Here is an 18,759-nt window from a genome sequence, read left to right as displayed (position 1 = left end):
CTAACGCGACCAGACCCCCGGACGGTGCGAGGATCGAGCCCGTGCCCACCGATCCCGACGACGAATTCGCAGACCTGACCGACCTCGCCAGCGCGAGCGGCGTGGCGGAGCCGCTCCGCGCCTCCAGGCAGGTGGTCCGCACCACGGCCGGACAGGAGATCGCCGCGATCCGGTGGGACACGGCGGACGGACTGGAGGCACGGATCACCTACCTGCACGGGCTCGGCATCGACGCGCACAGCTTCGACCAGACCGCGCTCGCCGTCGGCGAGCCGGCGGTCGCCATCGACCTGCCGGGGCACGGCCGATCCGCCTGGCGCGACGACGCCGACTACGCAGCGGACGCGACCGCCCCCGACGTGCTGGCTGCGCTCGACGCCCTGGAGGTCCCGCCGGGCATCGTGGTCGGGCACTCGCTCGGCGCGATCCTCGCCGCCCGCCTCGCCGCCCTCGCGCCCGAGTGCGTCACCGGCCTCGTGCTCGTCGACATGTCGCCGGACTTCGCCCAGCGCGCGGTCGACCGGATCGCCCGCGCGCTCGAGGCCGAGGAGCCGTTCGCCTCTCTCGACCAGGTCGTCGACCGGGCAGTCGAGGCCCGGGTGGGCGACGACCGCGCCGTGCTCCTCCGCGAGGCCCGGCACACCACGCGGCTCGGCGCGGACGGTCGGCTGGTCCGCCGGCACCACTTCCCGCACCTGCCCGCCGGACGGACGTCCTCCGTGGGGCGGTTCGCCGACGCGTGGCCCGACCTCGAAGCCCTCGACGTGCCGATCCTGCTCGTCCGCGGCGACCGCGGCTACGTCTCCCCGAAGCTCCACGCGCAGTTCGCCGAACGCCTGCCGGACGCCTCGATCGTGACCGTGGAGGCCCGGCACGCGGTGCAGAACCAGGCGCCCCTCGAACTGGCCACGGCAATTCGGGCATGGGCGGAACGTAACGGTTTGTTGCACCGGATCGAAGAACCGTCGCCGGACGACACCGGCCGCCGCTAACCTCGTCCAAGCGCGCGCGACGACCGTCGCCACCGCGCCGGAAGGAACCCACCACCCATGAGTCCGCTCTCCGCCCGTTTCGACCGTGCCCGTCCCGGCCGAACTCGCTTCGGCCGTGCAGCCCTGGCCGCCACCGCGGTCGCCGTCGCCTCGGCCCTCGTGCTCACCGGCTGCTCCGGATCGTCGAACGAGGACGGCGGCGCCGACGCCACCGTGCGCGTCGGTCTCGTACTCGAGCCCACCAGCCTCGACATCCGCACGCAGGCCGGTGCCGCGCTCGACCAGGTCCTCATCGACAACGTCTACCAGGGACTCGTCGGCCGTACCGCGGACGGTGACGTCCGCGACGTGCTCGCGTCGAAGCACGAGGTCTCTTCCGACGGGCTGACCTACACCTTCACGCTCCGCGACGGGACGACGTTCCAGGACGGCAAGGACGTCACCGCGGCCGACGTCGTCTGGTCGCTGCAGCAGGTCAAGTCGAACGAGTCGTACGTCGACTCCGCACAGCTCGCGAACGTGTTGTCGATCACCTCGCCGTCCTCCGGTGTGGTGGAGCTCAAGCTCGCGAAGCCCGACTCCGACCTGCTCTGGAACCTCACCGGGCGCGCCGGACTCGTGCTCGAGAAGTCGGCGAAGAACGACCTGTCCGATTCCGCCAACGGCACCGGGCCGTACGAGGTGTCCAGCTGGAAGCAGGGCGACTCGCTCACCTTCCAGCGCAACGCCGACTACTGGGGTACGAAGGCGAAGGTCGCGAAGGTCGTCTTCCGGTACATCACCCAGCCGTCCACCGCGGTGAACGCCATGGCGAACGGCGACCTCGACGTGCAGACCGCCGTCGACGGCACGCTCAAGAGCCAGCTGGAGAACAGCTCGGACATCACGCTGCACACCGGCAAGACGACCGACAAGTACACGCTCGCGTTCAACGACGCGAAGGCACCGTTCACCGACAAGAAGGTGCGCCAGGCGATCCGGCAGGCGATCGACTCGAAGGCGATCATCAAGGCGATCGGCGGCACCGGCGTCGAGCAGGGCGGCCCCATCCCCGAGCTGGACCCGGGCTACCAGGACCTGACCGACATCGACGCGTACGACCCCGCGAACGCGAAGAAGCTGCTGTCCGAGGCCGGGGCGACGAACCTCAAGCTGACGCTGACGTACGCGAACGTCTACTCGGCCACGATCGGCGACGTGCTCAAGTCGCAGCTCGCCGACGTCGGCATCACCCTGACGGTCAAGCGGGTCGACTTCGCCACGTGGCTGTCGCAGGTGTTCGAGAAGAAGGACTTCGACCTCTCGATGGTGAACCACGTCGAGTCGCGCGACTTCGGCAACTGGGCGAACCCGGACTACTACTTCGGCTACGACAACGCCGAGGTCCAGTCGCTGTACGCCGACTCGGTCGCCGCGACGAACGAGTCCGACAAGGTCGCCGACCTGCAGAAGGCCGCCAAGCTCGTCAGCGAGGACGCGGCCGGCGAGTGGCTCTACACGGCCACGTCGATCACCGCGGTGCGGAAGGGCGTCACCGGCTTCCCGTACGACGGCACGAACTCGCGGCTCGACCTGTCGAAGCTCGCGGTCAAGTGACGCGTGCCCTCGGCCGGCCACCCGTAGCATCGGACTCGTGACCCGGTTCCTGGTCGGGCGGCTGCTGCTGCTCGTCGTCGGCCTGCTCGTGGCGAGCATCATCATCTTCGCCACGCTGCGGGTGCTGCCCGGCGACGTGGCGCAGATCGTCGCCGGCACGCAGGCGTCCCCGGCGCAGGTCGAGGAACTCCGGCGGCAGCTCGGTCTCGACCGTCCCGTGGTGGTGCAGTACCTCGACTGGATCGGCGGGGTGTTCCGCGGCGACCTCGGCCGGTCGCTCGTGACGGACGGCCGGGTCGCGCCCGAGATCGCGCAGAAGCTGAGCGTCACGCTGCCGCTCGCGGGCATGTCCCTCGTCGCCGCGCTCGTCATCGGGGTGCCGCTCGGCGTGCTCGCCGCGGTGCTCCGCCGTCGCGCCGGCGGTGCGGTCATCGCGTTCGTGGCACAGGCCGTCGCCGCGGTCCCGATCGTCTGGGCCGGCATGCTCCTCGTGGCGCTGTTCGCGGTGACGCTGCACTGGCTGCCGACGCAGGGGTTCCCGCTCGACGGATGGGACGAACCCGGTCGGGCGTTCTCGTCGCTCGTGCTGCCGGCGCTGACGATCGGCGCCGTCGAGGGTGCCGTGATCCTCCGGTTCACCCGCTCCGCCACCCTCGGGGTGCTCGACGCCGACCACGTCCGGACGGCGGCAGCGATCGGCCTCACCCGGACGCAGGCGCTCCTGCGGCACGGGCTCCCCTCGGTGGCGCTCACCGTGCTGGCCGTCCTCGGGGTGCAGATCGCCGGACTCCTCGTCGGGGCGGTCGTCGTCGAGCAGCTGTTCTCGCTCCCCGGTGTCGGGCGCATGCTCGTCACCGACGTCGGGCGCCGCGACATCACGAAGGTGCAGTCCGAACTCCTCGTGCTCACCGGACTCGTGCTGCTCGTCGGCTTCGCGGTCGACGTCGTGCACCGCACCCTCGACCCCCGGCAGCGGGAGGTGTCCGAGTGATCCGCCGTCTCCTCGCCCGACCGACCGGGGTGTTCGCCGTGGTCGTCCTCGGCCTGCTCGTCGTGCTCGCCGTGGTGTCGCTGTTCTGGACGCCGCAGGACCCGTTCCGGACCGACCCGTTCCACCAGTGGGAACCGCCGAGCCCTGCACACTGGTTCGGTACCGACGCCTCCGGCCGGGACATCGCCAGCTACCTGCTCGCCGGCACCCGGACGACGGTGCTCGTGGCGGTCGGCTCCGGGGTCATCGCGAGCGTGGTCGGCATCGTCCTCACCGCGATCGGATCGCTCACCGCACGCTGGGTCCGCGAGGGCACGGCCGTCCTGCTCGACATCCTGGTGGCGTTCCCGACCCTCCTGACCGCGATGCTCCTCACCGCGATCGCCGGCGGATCGCTCGGCGTCGTGATCGTCAGCGTCGGCCTCTCCTTCGGCGTGACGATCGCCCGGGTCGCCCGCGGGGAGATCCGCCGCATCGCCCGCAGCGACTACGTCACGGCAGCGCGGGCGTCCGGCGTCGGCGGGTTCGGCGTGCTGTTCCGGCACCTGGTGCCGAACGCGGCGCCCCTGTTCACCGTGCAGCTCTCGCTCGCGATGGCGACCGCGGTCCTCGCCGAGGCCGGTCTGTCGTACCTGGGCTACGGCGCCGGGTCGAACACGGCGTCCTGGGGCAGCATGCTGTCCGACCTGCAGACCTACATCGGCGTGCACCCGTGGAGCGCGACCTGGCCGGGTGCGGCGATCGCCCTCGTGGTGGCGGCGCTGTCGTTGCTCGGCGATGCCGTGCGAGACGCGACCGATCCCCGCCTGACGACGAACGACCGTGCGAACGACCGGACCGCGAACGACCAACGGGGTGCCGCCGACGACCCCACCGCGACCACCACGGGAGTGACCGCATGACCGCCCCCACGGACCGCGGCGCGTCCACGGACCGCAGCGCCTCCACGGACCGCAGCGCGTCCACGGACCGGACCGCAGCCTCCGGACTCGAAGTGCGTGGCCTGACGGTCCGCATCGACCGCCGGACGATCCTCGACGACGTGACGTTCACCGTGCCTCCAGGCCGTCGCGTCGGCGTGATCGGCGCGAGCGGATCCGGGAAGTCCATGACCTCGCTCGCCCTGATGGGGTTGGAGCCGACCGGCGCGGACGTGTCCGGCAGCATCCTGCTCGACGGCACGGAACTCGTCGGCCTGCCCGACCGAGAGCGCGCCCGGCACCGCGGATCGGGCATCGCCATGGTCTTCCAGGAGCCCGGCACCGCCCTCGACCCGCTTCGCCGGGTCGGTGCGCAGATCGCCGAACCGCTGCGCCTGCACCGTGGGCTCGACCGACGCGCAGCGGCGGCAGCAGCACTGGAGCTCGCGGTGTCCGTCGGGCTGCCCGACCCCGAGTCGCTGCTGCGGCAGTACCCGCACCAGCTGTCCGGCGGGCAGCGGCAGCGGATCTGCATCGCGATGGCGATGGCCGGCGAGCCGTCGTACCTCGTCGCCGACGAACCGACGACGGCGCTCGACGTCACGACGGAGGCCCGCATCCTGGAACTGTTCGAGGGACTGACCGCCGGCATGGTCTTCGTGACCCACGACCTCGCCGTGCTCGCCCGGATCGCCGACACGGCGGTCGTCCTCGAGGCGGGCCGGATCGTCGAGGAGGGCTCGGTGGCGCAGCTCCTCGCCGCACCGCAGCACCCCGCGACGGTCGCCCTCGTCGACGCCGCCCGTGCGACCGCACGCCGGACCGGGGGTGCGTCGTGACCGGGGTCCTCGACGGGGTCGGCCTGCACCGCACGTACCGACTCCCCCGCCGGGGCCCGTTCGAACCGGGTCCGGTCCGCACCGCCGTGGACGGCGTCGACCTGACGGTCGCCCCCGGCGCACGCCTCGGGATCGTCGGCGAGTCCGGTTCCGGCAAGTCGACCCTGGTGCGGCTGCTCGCCGGCCTGGAGGCACCTTCCGCCGGCACCGTGACCGCCTCCGGTCGTCCGGTGGTGGCGTCCGGCTCCGCGGCAGCGATGCGCTGGTTCCGTCGCGAGACCGGGGTCGTGTTCCAGGACCCGTACGCCTCGCTCGACCCGCGGATGCGCGTCGGGGCGATCGTCGCGGAGCCGCTCCGGGCACTGCGGATCGACGGTTCGCACGCCGCGCTCGTGCGTTCGGTGCTGGAGCGGGTCGACCTGCCCGCCGACGTCGTCGACCGGTACCCGCACGAGTTCTCCGGCGGGCAGCGGCAGCGCATCGCGATCGCCCGCGCCGTCGTGCACTCACCGCGGATCCTGTTCGGGGACGAGCCGATGAGTGCCCTCGACGTGGTGGTCCGTGCCCGCGTGATCGAGCTGTTCCGGTCGCTCGCCGACGACCTCGGGCTGACGCTCGTGCTCGTGTCGCACGACATCGGCGTCGTGCAGCGGTTGTGCGACACCGTCGCGGTGATGTCCGCGGGCCGGATCGTGGAGCACGGGCCGGTGTCGTTGCTCGACGCGCCGCAGCACCCGGTGACGCGGGCGTTGGTGGAGGCGGCGCCGACGCTGCCGTAGGGGCGCGGCGGCCGGGCGGGCGCGGGCCGGCGGCGGGTCGGGGCGGGCGCGGCGACCGGGCGGGCGCGGGCCGCGTTTCCGACTCGGAACGACAACTCCGATGTCGTGCGACGTCGGCGTTGTCGCAGTCCCGCGTCCGCAACTGTTGCACACGCGCAGGAACGACGAGTCCGATGTCGTACGACATCGGACTTGTCGCACGCCCCCACCGCCCCGCCACCCCGTGTGCGAGTCCTGTTCGACTGGGCGGGAACCCTTGCCCACTGTGCGGGACCCTCGGGAGCATCGACGTGCATCGATCGCTTCTCGAAGGGGAGAACGCATGAGCACGTCGAACGACATCACCAGGCGGACGGCACTCGGACTCGGACTCGTCGCCACCGCGTCGGCAGCGAGCGGGTTGCTGGGCACGTCACCGGCCTCCGCGCACGGCACCGGCCACCCGATCCCGGGTCCGGGCCGAGGCCACGGCGACCCCCACCTCGCCGCCACCGTCAGCAAGGAGTTCCAGCCCGACACGACCACGCTCCTGAAGAACCCGCTCAACGGCTGGGCGCTCTACGGGTCGTCGGCCCCACCCGCGGACTACTGGACGCAGTACGACGACGTCCCGCTGCCCGACGGCACGACCATCACCGTGTCGGACTACGCCTCGGTGATGTACATGCGGGTGTCGTGGACGATCCTCGAGCCGTCCGAAGGCGTCTACGGCTGGGACACGAACGCGGCCTTCGCGGGCATCCTCGCCGAGGCCCGCCGCCGCGGACTCCGCCTGGCCTTCCGCGTCGTGGTCGACAGCCGCGACAAGGCGTCGAACTTCACACCCGACTGGGTGCGGGCAGCCGGTGCCGCCGGGTACGAGACGCAGACCGGCAGCAAGACCGTATGGTCCCCGTACCCGGACGACCCGGTGTTCCAGGCGAAGTACGCCGCGTTCGTCGCCGCCTTCGCCGCGGAGTACGACGACGCCGCCACCACCGACTTCATCGACGGGTACGGCCTCGGCAAGTGGGGCGAGGGCCACTCGATGATCTACCGGGACGCCGCGAATCGCGAGCCGGTGTTCGACTGGATCATCGACCTGTACCAGGAGCACTTCACGAAGGTCCCCCTCGCGTTGAACTACCACCGGATGATCGGTGCCGGGAAGGACTGGGGCAGCCCGGACCCGGACAGCGAGCGGATGCTCGACGGCGCGTACGAGAAGGGCTACGTCCTTCGACACGACGCCTTCGGGATGACCACGTACTACTCCGACTGGGAGAAGTCGATGGCCGCGAAGTGGCGGTACAAGCGGCCGATCATCATGGAGGGCGGATGGGTCACCGCCCAGCACGACGTCACGCAGGACCCTCGCGGCTACGAGACGGTGGCCGACGTCCGGCAGGGCGAGTTCGACGACTCGGTCGAAGCCCACGTGAACATGATGGACCTCCGCAACGGCGAGACGCTCTCGTGGTTCGCCGCCGAGACGTACCCACTCACGCAGCGGTTCGACGCCGAGGGCGGCTACCGCATCTACCCGTCGAGGGTCGTCGCGCCGGGCACGGTGACCGCCGGAGCGACCGTCGACGTCACGCACGAGTGGACGAACATCGGCTGGGGCTACCTGCCCGACAACATCCCCGTCTGGCAGGGCAAGTACAAGGCGGCCCTCGCGCTGCTCCGGGCGGACGGGACGGTCGCGAAGACCGTCGTCGACACGGCGTCCGACCCGTCGAAGTGGCTCCGGGGCACGCCGACCTCGTACGTGTTCCGGCCGTCGCTGTCCAGCGTGGCGAAGGGGTCGTACCGCTGGGGCATCGCGATCGTGGACACGACCGCTGGCAACGTCCCCGCGATCCAGCTCGCCGCGCAGGGCACGAAGCAGAGCGGCTGGCTCGTCGTCGGCGACGTCACGGTCGCCTGACCCGACCGCCTGGAGGCGCGGCGCCGGTCCCCGCGACCGGTCCCATGCCTCCAGGCGGTCGCCCTCCGTGCACGGAACCCGCCCCGCCGCGCCGCCCGCTCTCGCGAGCGGGCGAAATATGTCGCGATCGCATGCCGAACGGCGCACATTTCACCCGCTCGCCGAGCCGGGGCGCAGGTGGCGAGCAGAGCGACCGCGCGACCGGGCGGAACACGTCCCGATCGCATGCCGAACGGCGCACATTTCACCCGCTCGCCGAGCCGGGGCACGGGTGGCGAGCAGAGCGACGCGCGAGCGGGCGAAACACGTCCCGATCGCATGCCGAACGGCGCACATTTCACCCGCTCGCGAGGGAGACGTGCGGTGCAGCACGCGCGGCGCAGCACACGCAACCAGCACGCGCGACAGCCGCGGGCGCGCGCTGCGCGCGGCGCGTCAGGCGGCAGGCCCCGCCAAGAACCGGAGCGCCTGCCCCAGGAGCCGACGGTGCGGCGCCGACTCGAACGACGCGGCCGCGTGGCCGAGGCCGCTGTACACCGTGGTGCCGCCACCCGGGCGCTGGTGGACCCAGACGAGCGGGTGCGCTCGGCCGTCGTGGTCGTGGTCGACGAGCACCCGGACCGCTGGTGACACCCGCTGGTAGGAGTACCGCTCGTCGTCGAGGGTGAAGTCCTCCAGGCCGGCCGTGACCGGGTGCCCGGCGTCCACCACGCGGACCGTGCACGTCCCGGACGGCGGGTGCATCGTCGTTCCCCGGACCCAGACACCGCCGAGGGCACGATCCCAGTCCGGGTCGTCAGCGAAGGACGTCGACGACACGTGCAGCGCGAGCATCGGCACCGCACTCTGCAGGAGTCGCCGGAACCCCGGGTCCGCTCGAGCCAGCGGCACGGGAAGACCGTCCCGCGGCAGCCCCACGTTCCACACGACGAGGTCCGGGAGCGTCCCGGCGGCGAACCCGGCGAGTGCATCGTCGACATCGGGCACGGGTGTCAGCCGGACTCCCGCATCGGCCGCGGTGTCGACGATCGCGCGGTTCGTGTCGGCGAACGGGTGCCAGGGATCGGTCCAGCGTCCGGTGCCGCCGAGCAGGAGTGCGCTCACGCGGTCCCCCGGGTGATGCGGACGGTGTGTGATCCGGACCGGGCGGCGGTCCGCTCGACGAGCCGGATGCGGTGGAGTGCCGGACCCCACGCGGCGCGGAGCTTCTCGTCGTCGAGGTCACGGCGTTCGACCACCGCCTCGAAGCGCTCGGCGTCGTAGGAGATGCGGGCGGGACCGACCGCGAGCCCGCCGTCGACGAGCCGGGGGTCGTGCAGGGTCATGAGGACGAGTGTCATCGTGCCCGGCTCGACGAAGGCCCAGTCGTCGTGGAGTTCCACGCTCTCAGTGCTGCGGTGGAGCACTGCGGTGCGCTCGGCGCGCACGAGTCCGGCGGCCTCCGGGTAGGCACGGGTGAGGTCCGCCGCCAGGCTCGCACGGTCCCCGTCGTCGGAGAACGTGGTGTCGGCGGCTCGGTACTCGGCACCCTCGTGCTGTTCCACGCCGTTCGGCCAGGGCACGCTGTGCCAGCTCGACCGCATCGTCCAGATGCCGTAGCGGTGCTCGGGCATGAAGGTCTCGCGGTGGTACACGCCGACGCCGGCGTCCACGACCACGGGTTCGCCGTCGAGGGAGACGATGACGCTCCCGACGTCGTTGTGGTTGTGGCTGACGTCGTTGTGTCCACCCTTCGCGGACAGGAAGAGCGCCTCGGAGCGGGCGACGGCGACCTCGGTGCCGGGCAGGTACAGCGAGCGCGGCATGCCGGGGGCTGCGGGACCACTGTCCTGCCACCCCGGAGCGCGGAGCTCCGCGAGGGTCCGGAGGAACAGCGGCGCGAGCTGGCCGTCGAACCGCAACGCGTGCTGCCGGCCCATCCAGCGGGCGTGCTCGACGACCTGGTCGTCGCCGACGGTCTCGCCGAAGCGCGCGAGCAGGTGCCAGTTGGCGTTCTCGGGCAGGACCGGCGACCCGTCGGAATAGTTCACCTGGCGTCGGGCGTCGATCTGCATGCTCATCGGGAAGCGCGCCATCGCCGCGACCGGCGGCACGGTGAACCCGTCGCAGGCGCCGCCGGTGAGGGTGCTGAGCAGGTCGAGTCCCTCGAACAGCGTGGCTCCGGCCCACCACCAGTAGGTCGCGCCCTCGTCGCAGCTGCCGTCGGGGTCGTAGCCGCTGCGGAAGCGGTCCAGGATCACGAGGGCGCGTTCCACGGTGGCGGCGAGCCGGTCGACGTCGGGTTCCACCACGGCGGCGCACACCAGGACGTTCGACACGATCCAGGGCGCCCAGTTGTTCGGCGGCGCGTCGACCCCGTGCCAGAAGTACTCCTCCTGCTCCCAGGGGTCGAGCACACGGCGTCGGATCTCGTGGTGGACGCGGGCGCGGATGCCGGGGAAGTCCTGCTCGAGGCGCTCCCCCGCGACGGTGTCGATGGCCGCGAGCATCCCGCCGAGTGACGCGTCGTTGAGGTCGAGGACGTCCCGCCCGGGGATGGGCAGGAACGGTCTTGAGCCGTCCTCCGGGAGGGCGTAGTGCGACGGCAGGCACCAGGCACTGAGTTCGCACAGCTGCCAGACGGCGTCGCCGAGCGTCGGGACCCAGGTCTGGTCGCCGGTGACGCCGAGAGCGAGGGTCGCGGTGGCCGCGCACTCCATGAGGTTCCGGAGCGACCGCTCGTACGGACGGCGGTCGCCGTCGCGGCTGTAGGTCGCCCAGCGGGCGAGGGTCGGGTACTCGACCCGCGCCGCGTCGCGACGCTCCGCCCCGATCGTGAGCAGTGCCTCCCGGTCGGCGTCGGTGGTGCCCGCCCAGGCGGCGCGGTCGGTGACGGGAGGCGCGGCTCGCCACGTGCGCGGACGGAGCGCCCGCCTCGCGGCGGGTCCGAACGTCGCAGCGAGGGTGGTCGGGACGTCGACGGTGACGGTCATGACGGGAACGGCTTCCTCAGGCTTGGACGGCGAAGCCGTCGGGGACGATGGGGTCGGTGAACGCACCGGTGGTGGCGAAGGCGATCGTCTCGCGGACGGCGTTGCCGGCGAGGCGCCGGAGCTCGTTGCCGAGCGAGCCGGCGATGTGCGGGGTGATGAAGGTGTTCGGCGTGGATCGGAGCCGGGCCCCGGCGGGCAGGTGCTCGGGCTCGGTGACGTCGAGGACGGCAGCGAGGTCGCCGTGGTCGAGCCGGTCCGCGAGGGCGTCCTGGTCGACGATGCCGCCCCGCGCCGTGTTGACGAGCGTCGTCCCCGGCCGCATCCGGGCGATAACGGACCGGTCGATCAGGCCGCGGGTCGACGGCAGGAGCGGCGCGTGCAGCGTGATCACGTCGCTCCGGCCGGCGAGGGTCTCGAGGTCGACCGCCGTGACGCCGAGCGCGCGGGCGTCCTCGTCGTCGAGGAACGGATCGCTGACGAGCACGCGGACGTCGTAGTCGCGGAGGCGTTCGATGACCGCGCGGCCCACGCGGGACGCTCCGACGACCCCGACCGTGATGCCGTGCATACCGATGACCGGCCAGGACCCCTCGATGTCGACGGGGCCGCCGTCGGGGTCCGCGGCGATCGCCGCCGCGGTGGCGAAGGCCCGTTTGGCGGCGAGGACGATCATGGCGACGGCGAACTCGGCGACGGGGACGGCGTTGGCGGCGGCCGAGGAGGTGACGGCCAGCGCCCGGTCCCAGACGTCGTCGTCCACCACCGGCTTCACGGAACCCGCGGAGTGCGCGATCGCACGGAGCCTCGGCATGCGGTCGAGCAGCGCACCGTCGAGGACGGGACTGCCCCAGCCCGTGATGATCACCTCGACCTCGGCGAACAGCCCGGCGTCGCGCGGGTCGTCGGGGTCGAGCGGCCGATCGGCGACGAGCCGCACGGCCGCGGAGGAGTGCAGGGCAGCGATGTCCCCGGTGTCGAACACCCGCGTGAAGGTCGCGTCGGGCAGCACGAAGGCCACGGGCACCGGGGTGTGCCCGTTCGGCGGCGGGATGGTCGTGGCGGGCGGTGTGACGGGGCGTGACGTCATCGTCGGACGGCTCCTCTCCGGAGTGCAGCGCTCCCCATGCCAGCGCCCGCGGATGTGCGGAGTCAAGACGGGGTCGTCAAACGATCACGAATCGAACACTGCCGGCGAAGCCGTCGACTCACGCACGCTCAGCGTCGGGGCGAGCGTCATGTGCCGCCGGGCGAACCCGGTCTGGGCGGCGGCCGAGATCCGCTCGAAGCACATGGTCGCGGCGAACCGGCCGACGTCGTGCTTCGGCGGGGCCACGGCGGTGAGGGGCACGTCGGCGAGCGCGGCGACCTCGTCGTCGTACGCCACGACGGACAGGTCGTCGGGGATCGACAGCCCCATCTCGGTGACGGTCTCGACGAACTCGACGGCGTAGTGGTCGGAGTGGACGAACACCGCGGTGGTGCCGGTGTCCAGGCAGCGGCGGACGAACGCGGCGGTGGCCACGCCGACGCCGGCGGTCTCGTCGATGACCTCGACGGGGGCGTCCTCGTCGAGGCCGAGCTGGCGGACGGTGCGTTCGTACCCGGTGCGGAGCTGCGGGGTGGTCGGCGTGTCGAACACGGCCATGCCGATCCGACGGTGCCCGAGGGACGCCAGGTGGCGGATGGCGAGCGCCGCGCCGGATGCGTGGTCGCTGCGGACGGATTCGAGGTCGGCGCCGACGGGGGCCTCGGAGACGGATCGTTCGACGACGACGACCGGCATGGGTGCGTGGTCGAGGAGCTCGAGGGTGTCGAACGCGTCCGCGACGGTCGTCGTGACGAGCAGGCCGTCGACGCCGGCGGCGATGAGCCGTTCGACCTGCTGCCGCTCGCGTGCCGGGTCGTACCGGGAGACGCCGAGGACCACCCGTCCGCCGAGGGCCTCGGTCCGTTCGGCGACACCCGCGACGATCTTCGGGAAGTAGTACCCGGGATCCGGGACCACGAGGCCGAGGGTGAACAGGGCTGCGGGGTCGGTGCCGTGTCGCACCGTGGCGTCCGGCCGGGGCTGTGGTCGATGGGGCGCGCCGGCGGTGGGCAGGGTCTCGACGGACACGGCGCCGCCGTGCACGCGTCGGACCAGTCCGCGTTCGGCGAGTTCGGACAGGTCTCGTCGAACCGTCATCGCGGAGATGCCCTCGCGCTCGGCGAAGTCGGACGCGGACAGGCTGCCGTGCACGCGGAGCTCGGCGAGGATCCGCTCCTGGCGTTTCGTGGGGTGCACCGTTGCTCCCATGTTCGTTTCGTGTGCGGGTGAATACGCCCGCTTGACCGTCATCATACGGACGTCACAGGATGACGAAACCGCAGCCCGTCGAGGCTGCGCGACCCGAGCTACGTGAGCAAAGGAGCCACATGAGCGCGACGCTGGTCGACCCGGCCGCCAGGGCGAGGACGGACCCGTCCGGAGCAGCCCCGGTGGCGCGGAAGGTCCCGTTCCTCGCGAGGTTGCGACGCGACTACCCGCTGCTCCTCATGGTGGCGCCCGCGGTGATCCTGCTGCTGCTGTTCGTGTACGTGCCGTTGATCGGCAACGTGATCGCGTTCATGGACTACCAGCCGTACATCCCGATCTCGCAGAGCCCGTGGGTCGGCTTCCAGAACTTCCAGGTGATGTTCGCCGACGCCGACTTCTGGCGCGCGACGGTGAACACGCTGGAGATCACGTTCATCCAGCTGGTGCTGTTCTTCCCGGTGCCGATCGCCCTCGCGCTCCTCATCCACTCGCTGGTGTGGCCGTGGCTCCGGGCGACCGTGCAGTCGGTGCTGTACCTGCCGCACTTCCTGTCGTGGGTGATCGTCGTCGGGTTCTTCCAGCAGTCCCTCGGGTCCGGCGGCGTGGTCAACCACGTGCTCCGGCAGTTGGACATGGGGACCATGACGGTGATGAGCGACCCGTCGACGTTCAAGCTGCTGCTCACGAGCCAGGTGATCTGGAAGGACGCGGGCTGGGGCACGATCATCTTCCTGGCCGCCCTCGCCGCGATCGACGACAACCTGTACGAGGCGGCGGCGATCGACGGCTCGGGGGCGTGGAGTCGGTTCTGGCACGTGACGCTGCCGGGCATCCGTCCGATCATCGTCCTGCTGCTGATCCTCCGTCTCGGCGAGGCCCTGTCCGTCGGCTTCGAGCAGATCATCCTGCAACGCAACGCCGTCGGGGCGAACGCTGCCGAGGTCCTCGACACGTACGTCTACTACCACGGCGTCATCGACGGGAACTGGTCCACGGGCATCGCCGTCGGCCTGGTGAAGGGCCTCGTCGGCTTCGTCCTCATCATGGCGGCGAACAAGGCCGCCCACATGCTCGGCGAGCAGGGAGTGTATTCGCGATCATGAGCACCATCGTCCGTCCGGCATGGGCCGGCAAACCGAAGCCTGTCGTGCTTGGGCTCAAGGCGGTCGGCATCGTGCTGATCCTGGCCGTCGTCCTGTTCCCGTTCCTGATCGTGTTCTCGACGAGCATCTCGAGCCAGGACGACATCACCGCCGCGGGCGGGTACGTGGTCTGGCCGCGGTCGTTCGACCTGACCGCCTACGTGCAGATCCTGTCCGGCGGCGTCGTCACCCGCGCCGTGGTCGTCACCCTGCTCGTCACCGTCGTGGGCACCGCGATCAGCCTGGCGTCGACGGTGCTCGCGGCGTGGGCGCTCAGCAGGACGGGTTCGCTCTTCCAGCGGCCGTTGCTCACGTTCGTGCTCATCACGTTCCTGTTCGCCCCCGGGATGATCCCGCTGTACCTGATGGTCAAGCAGCTGGGACTCCTCGACAACTACTGGGCGTTGATCCTGCCCGGCGCGTTCAGCGTCTTCAACATGGTCGTCGTCCGGGGCTTCATGATGAGCATCCCCCAGGAGCTCATCGACAGCGCGAAGATCGACGGGGCGGGCGAACTGCGGGTGCTGTGGCAGATCGTGCTGCCGCTGTCCCGTGCCGTGATCGCCGTCGTCGGACTGTTCTACGCGGTCGGATACTGGAACGCGTTCTTCAACGCGCTGCTCTACCTGTCGGACTCGACGAAGTGGACGCTGCAGCTCGTCCTGCGCACCTACGTGCTGCAGGGATCGAACCTGGTGTCCGGCGCCGGTTCCGACGCCACCATGCAGCCGCCGGCCGAGTCGATCCAGATGGCCGTCGTGATGATCGCGATCATCCCCATCCTCGCGGCCTACCCGATGGTGCAACGACACCTCACCAAGGGCGTCCTCACCGGCGCCGTCAAGGGCTGACGCAACGGTCCACGGACTGGAGGCGCGGGGCGGCCCCGCACCGCGCCTCCAGTCCGACGTCCATCACCACCCGACCCTCGCTTCAAGGGAGAAGCCATGTCCGAAACCACAACCGGCATCAGCCGCCGCACCCTGTTCTCCGGCGCCGCGTTCGGCCTCGTCGCGCTCGGCGCCGGCGGATCGCTCGCCGGGTGCTCCGGCGGCGGGAGCGCCGCGACCATCTCCGACACGGTGGCCGCACTCCCCACCTACGTCCCGATCACGAAGGGGCCGAAGCCCGACCTGCCGGGCAACGACAAGGTCCAGCCGGTCTACTACTCGTACCCCGAGGACAGCGAGCTCTTCCGCTCCGTGACGCGCGACCTGAAGGTCGGCGGCACCACCACCGGTTTCGTCGTCACCTACGCCGCGCCGCCGCCCGCGAACAACTCGTTCCTCGACTACATCGGCGACGTCACGGACACGAAGTACGACCTCACCTTCGTCCCCGGCGACTCGTTCGACACGAAGTTCGCGACGATGACCGCGGGCAACGACATCCCGGACATCGTCGAGTTCCTCACGTTCGCGATGCCGCCGCGGTTCCCACAGCTCCTCGACGCGAAGTTCTCCGACCTGTCCGAGTACCTGTCCGGAGACGCCGTCAAGGAGTACCCGAACCTCGCGAACATCCCCACCCCGTCGTGGCGGAGCGCCCGCATCAACGGCAAGATCTACGGCGTCCCCGAACACCGGCCGCCGTTCGGATCGGTGATGATCTGCCGCCCCGACCTCATCGAGGAGTACACCGGTGCCGAACCCGCACCGAAGGACAAGGACGAGTTCTTCGAGCTGTGCAAGGCCGTCACCGACGCCAAGGCCGGCCGCTACGCGATCGCCGGCGGCGGTGGCTCGTCCGGCGTCGACTGGTCCTACGACTTCATCGGCGCGACCTTCGGCGTCCCGAACCAGTGGACGAAGTCCGACGGCGGCAAGCTCGTCCACAAGAACGAGACCGAGGCGTGGCTCGAGACCCTGAGCTACATCAAGAAGCTCTGGAACGCCGGCGTCTTCCACCCGGACACCCCGAGCCTCGAGAGCGCCAAGGCGAAGACCTACATCAACAACGGCTCCGTGCTCATGCACCTCGACGGCATCTCGGCGCTGCTCGACGTCACCATGCCGAAGGGGATCGTCACGGGCGGCATCGTGCCGTTCGGGGCCGACGGCGGGAAGGGGGCGAACTACCAGGGCACCTCGAGCTTCTCCTTCGCAGCGCTGAAGAAGACCACCCCCGAGCGCATCACGGCCCAGCTCCGGTTGATCGACTACCTCTCCGCACCGTTCGGGTCGAAGGAGGCGTTCACCCTCACCCACGGCAAGAAGAACGTGCACTACACCGGCAGCGGACCGAACGCCGCGCTCACCAGCGCCGGCGAGCAGATGATCAACGCCAGCGCGCTCTACCGTCTGGGAGCCGGGCCGCAGGTCCTCAACACCGCGGTGCGCATCGACGAGCAGCTGCGGCAGTCGCACAAGTGGCAGGTCGCGACGCAGGACATGCTGCTCACGAACCCCGTCGACGGGTACTACTCCCCCGCGGCGTCGTCCACGCAGTCGGCCAGCCAGGCGTTCAACAGCGTCTGCAACGACTACGTCTTGGGGCGCACGAACCTCGCGGCGGTGAAGGCCGGCGTGACGACCTGGACCGCGGCCGCCGGGAACACGATGCGGAAGGAGTACACCGAGGCGATGGAGAAGCAGGGCTGAGGGGCGGGCGCGGGACGGCGGCGCGGGCGGACTCGGAACGACAGATCCGATGTCGTACGACGTCGGCGTTGTCGCTCCCCCGCGTCTGCAACGATTGCGGCCGCGCGGTTGCGACACTTCCGATGTCGTACGACGTCGACGATGTCGCATCGCAGCGCACCACGCCGGCCCCGCGCACCCCGCACGCACCGCCCTCACCACATCGGCGGGTGCCTCCGCTGCCAACGCAGCCGCCGCTCGAGCTGCGCGCCGATCGCCAGCAGCACACGCTCCCCGCCCGGCCGTCCGATCAGCTGCACACCCATCGGCAGACCGGCGCCGTCCGGGTGCCCGTCCTCCGTGACCCCGACGGGGAGCGTGATCGCCGGCAGCCCCGCGACGTTCGCCATCGAGGTCCACGGCGAGTAGGCGCACTGCCGACGGAAGTCCTCCTCGGGGTCGTCGCCGTACCACCCGAGGGGCCGCGGGGTCAGGGCAAGCGTCGGCGTGAGGACGGCGTCGAACCGGTCGAAAGTGCCGATCAGTGCGGCGGAGAACGTGTCGAGGGCGGTCATCGCGTCGAGGACCTGCGTGCCGGTCAACGCCTGCCCGCGGGCCACCAGCCACGACACCAGCGGGGTGAGCGCGGACAGGTCGATCCCGGGCACCATCGGCAGCCGGGCCGCGCTCGACTCCCACGCCACCCGGAACGCGTCCGCGTACGGCGCGCGCGGCATGGCGACGTCCTCGACGCCGTGTCCGACCTCGCCGAGCACCCGCACCGCGGTCTCGACCGCGGCCCGAGCGGCAGGGTCGACCACCACGTCGACGGTGTCGTCCCACGGAGACCCGTCGAGTACCCCGACGACGAAGCGGCCCTCGCCGCGGACGGCCGCCGCGGTGAACGGCCCGTCGCCGACGTCGGGCGTGACAAGCGCGTACGGCTGCGGCGACGGCAGCCCGGTCGGGGCCACGAGTGCGTCGAGCAGCATCCCGGCGTCTGCGACGTTCCGGGTGAGCGGCCCCGCGACCGACAGACCGCCGACACCGGAGCGGCCGGACATCGACGGCACCCGACCGCGGCTCGGCTTGAGGCCGACCAGCCCGTTCGCCGCCGCCGGGATCCGCACCGATCCGCCACCGTCCGACCCCACCGCGGCCGGCAGGAGTCCGGCGGCGACCGCGACGGCGGCCCCGCTCGACGATCCACCGGGAGCCCGCGACGTGTCGTACGGGTTCCGGGTGACGCCGAACCGGGTCTCCGACGACGAGGACATCCCGAACTCGGGACTCGTCGTCTTGCCGAGGCTCACCGTGCCGGCGGCGTCGAGCGCGGCGACGAGCGGGTGGTCGGCCCCGGCAGGGCGCACCGGCAGGGACGCGGTCCCGCTGCGCGTCGGCACCCCGGCGCGGTCGTACAGGTCCTTGTCGGCGGACGGGAGGCCCCACAGCGGTCGCGACGTCGGCACGCGGTCGCCGAGGTGGCCGGCCCGGTCGCGCGCGGCATCCGCCGTGACGGTCACGAAGGCACCGAGGCCCGGGTCCAGTCGGGCGATGCGGTCCAGGTAGTGCTCGGTCACCTCGAGCGCGGTGGCCTCGCCCCGTCGGATCCAGTCCCAGAGTTCCTGCGCGGCGAGGTGGTGGAGTTCGAACACGGTTCCCGAGCCTAGGCCGACGGCTTGCATCCTTCGGAGGAACCCCGCCGAGTGCGTCCGTTCGCCGGTCGTCCAGCGCGCCGCCGGTT

At 71.3% G+C, this 18,759-nt stretch carries 15 protein-coding genes; 10 read left to right on the top strand and 5 right to left on the bottom strand.

Translation table 11 applies throughout. The annotated features are described in order from the left end of the window. The first annotated feature begins 41 nt into the window (after positions 1-41). From FS532_RS00820 to FS532_RS00790, 7 genes are all read left to right on the top strand, one after another. A complete protein-coding gene (locus FS532_RS00820; RefSeq protein ID WP_186321856.1) occupies positions 42-992 on the top strand; it encodes an alpha/beta fold hydrolase in 951 nt (316 codons plus the stop codon). A 57-nt stretch (positions 993-1,049) separates the two neighbouring features. Continuing rightward, positions 1,050-2,588, top strand: a complete 1,539-nt coding sequence (locus FS532_RS00815) for an ABC transporter substrate-binding protein (RefSeq protein WP_144749500.1) — start codon at positions 1,050-1,052, stop codon at positions 2,586-2,588. Between the two features lie 37 nt (positions 2,589-2,625). Continuing rightward, positions 2,626-3,579 carry an ABC transporter permease gene (locus tag FS532_RS00810; protein WP_144749498.1) on the top strand — a complete coding sequence of 318 codons (954 nt, stop codon included), beginning with the start codon at positions 2,626-2,628 and terminating at the stop codon, positions 3,577-3,579. After that, positions 3,576-4,481, top strand: a complete 906-nt coding sequence (locus FS532_RS00805; protein WP_260852468.1) for an ABC transporter permease — start codon at positions 3,576-3,578, stop codon at positions 4,479-4,481. Before FS532_RS00810 ends, FS532_RS00805 begins: the two co-directional genes overlap by 4 nt. Continuing rightward, on the top strand, positions 4,478-5,338 hold the full coding sequence (locus FS532_RS00800) for an ABC transporter ATP-binding protein (protein ID WP_260852467.1): 861 nt from the start codon (positions 4,478-4,480) through the stop codon (positions 5,336-5,338). The genes FS532_RS00805 and FS532_RS00800 overlap by 4 nt, the downstream gene beginning before the upstream one ends. Next, on the top strand, positions 5,335-6,117 hold the full coding sequence (locus FS532_RS00795) for an ABC transporter ATP-binding protein (RefSeq protein ID WP_144749496.1): 783 nt from the start codon (positions 5,335-5,337) through the stop codon (positions 6,115-6,117). Before FS532_RS00800 ends, FS532_RS00795 begins: the two co-directional genes overlap by 4 nt. A 322-nt stretch (positions 6,118-6,439) precedes the next feature. Continuing rightward, positions 6,440-8,026, top strand: coding sequence for a DUF4832 domain-containing protein (locus tag FS532_RS00790; RefSeq protein ID WP_144749494.1), 1,587 nt, complete (start codon positions 6,440-6,442; stop codon positions 8,024-8,026). A 435-nt stretch (positions 8,027-8,461) separates the two neighbouring features. Here FS532_RS00790 and FS532_RS00785 read toward each other — a convergent pair whose 3' ends face one another. From FS532_RS00785 to FS532_RS00770, 4 genes are all read right to left on the bottom strand, one after another. After that, positions 8,462-9,130, bottom strand: a complete 669-nt coding sequence (locus FS532_RS00785; RefSeq protein WP_186321855.1) for a ThuA domain-containing protein — start codon at positions 9,128-9,130, stop codon at positions 8,462-8,464. Continuing rightward, complete coding sequence (locus FS532_RS00780; protein WP_144749490.1) at positions 9,127-10,998, bottom strand: heparinase II/III domain-containing protein; 1,872 nt, start codon at positions 10,996-10,998, stop codon at positions 9,127-9,129. Before FS532_RS00780 ends, FS532_RS00785 begins: the two co-directional genes overlap by 4 nt. A 16-nt stretch (positions 10,999-11,014) precedes the next feature. After that, positions 11,015-12,085 carry a hydroxyacid dehydrogenase gene (locus FS532_RS00775; protein ID WP_144749488.1) on the bottom strand — a complete coding sequence of 357 codons (1,071 nt, stop codon included), beginning with the start codon at positions 12,083-12,085 and terminating at the stop codon, positions 11,015-11,017. Positions 12,086-12,169: 84 nt separating this feature from the next. Continuing rightward, a complete protein-coding gene (locus tag FS532_RS00770) occupies positions 12,170-13,294 on the bottom strand; it encodes a substrate-binding domain-containing protein (RefSeq protein ID WP_144749486.1) in 1,125 nt (374 codons plus the stop codon). A gap of 119 nt (positions 13,295-13,413) precedes the next feature. Between FS532_RS00770 and FS532_RS00765 the strand changes: the two genes are divergently transcribed. The 3 genes from FS532_RS00765 (at position 13,414) to FS532_RS00755 (ending at position 17,036) form a co-directional block, all read left to right on the top strand. After that, entirely contained in the window at positions 13,414-14,397 is a 984-nt protein-coding gene (locus FS532_RS00765; RefSeq protein WP_222121917.1) for an ABC transporter permease, read from the top strand. After that, complete coding sequence (locus FS532_RS00760; protein ID WP_079236243.1) at positions 14,394-15,287, top strand: carbohydrate ABC transporter permease; 894 nt, start codon at positions 14,394-14,396, stop codon at positions 15,285-15,287. The genes FS532_RS00765 and FS532_RS00760 overlap by 4 nt, the downstream gene beginning before the upstream one ends. A 96-nt stretch (positions 15,288-15,383) precedes the next feature. Continuing rightward, positions 15,384-17,036, top strand: a complete 1,653-nt coding sequence (locus FS532_RS00755) for an extracellular solute-binding protein (protein ID WP_144749482.1) — start codon at positions 15,384-15,386, stop codon at positions 17,034-17,036. Positions 17,037-17,230: 194 nt separating this feature from the next. On the opposite strand, the gene FS532_RS00750 is transcribed toward FS532_RS00755, so the two are convergent. Next, the gene (locus FS532_RS00750; protein WP_144749480.1) at positions 17,231-18,670 is read right to left on the bottom strand and encodes an amidase; all 1,440 of its coding nucleotides are present in this window, start codon (positions 18,668-18,670) and stop codon (positions 17,231-17,233) included. Positions 18,671-18,759: the final 89 nt, after the last annotated feature.

This window comes from Curtobacterium pusillum, from assembly GCF_007673235.1.
Taxonomy (GTDB): Bacteria; Actinomycetota; Actinomycetes; order Actinomycetales; family Microbacteriaceae; genus Curtobacterium; species Curtobacterium pusillum_C.
Note: the sequence above shows the minus strand (reverse complement) of the source record. Positions and strands in the feature narration are given on the sequence as shown.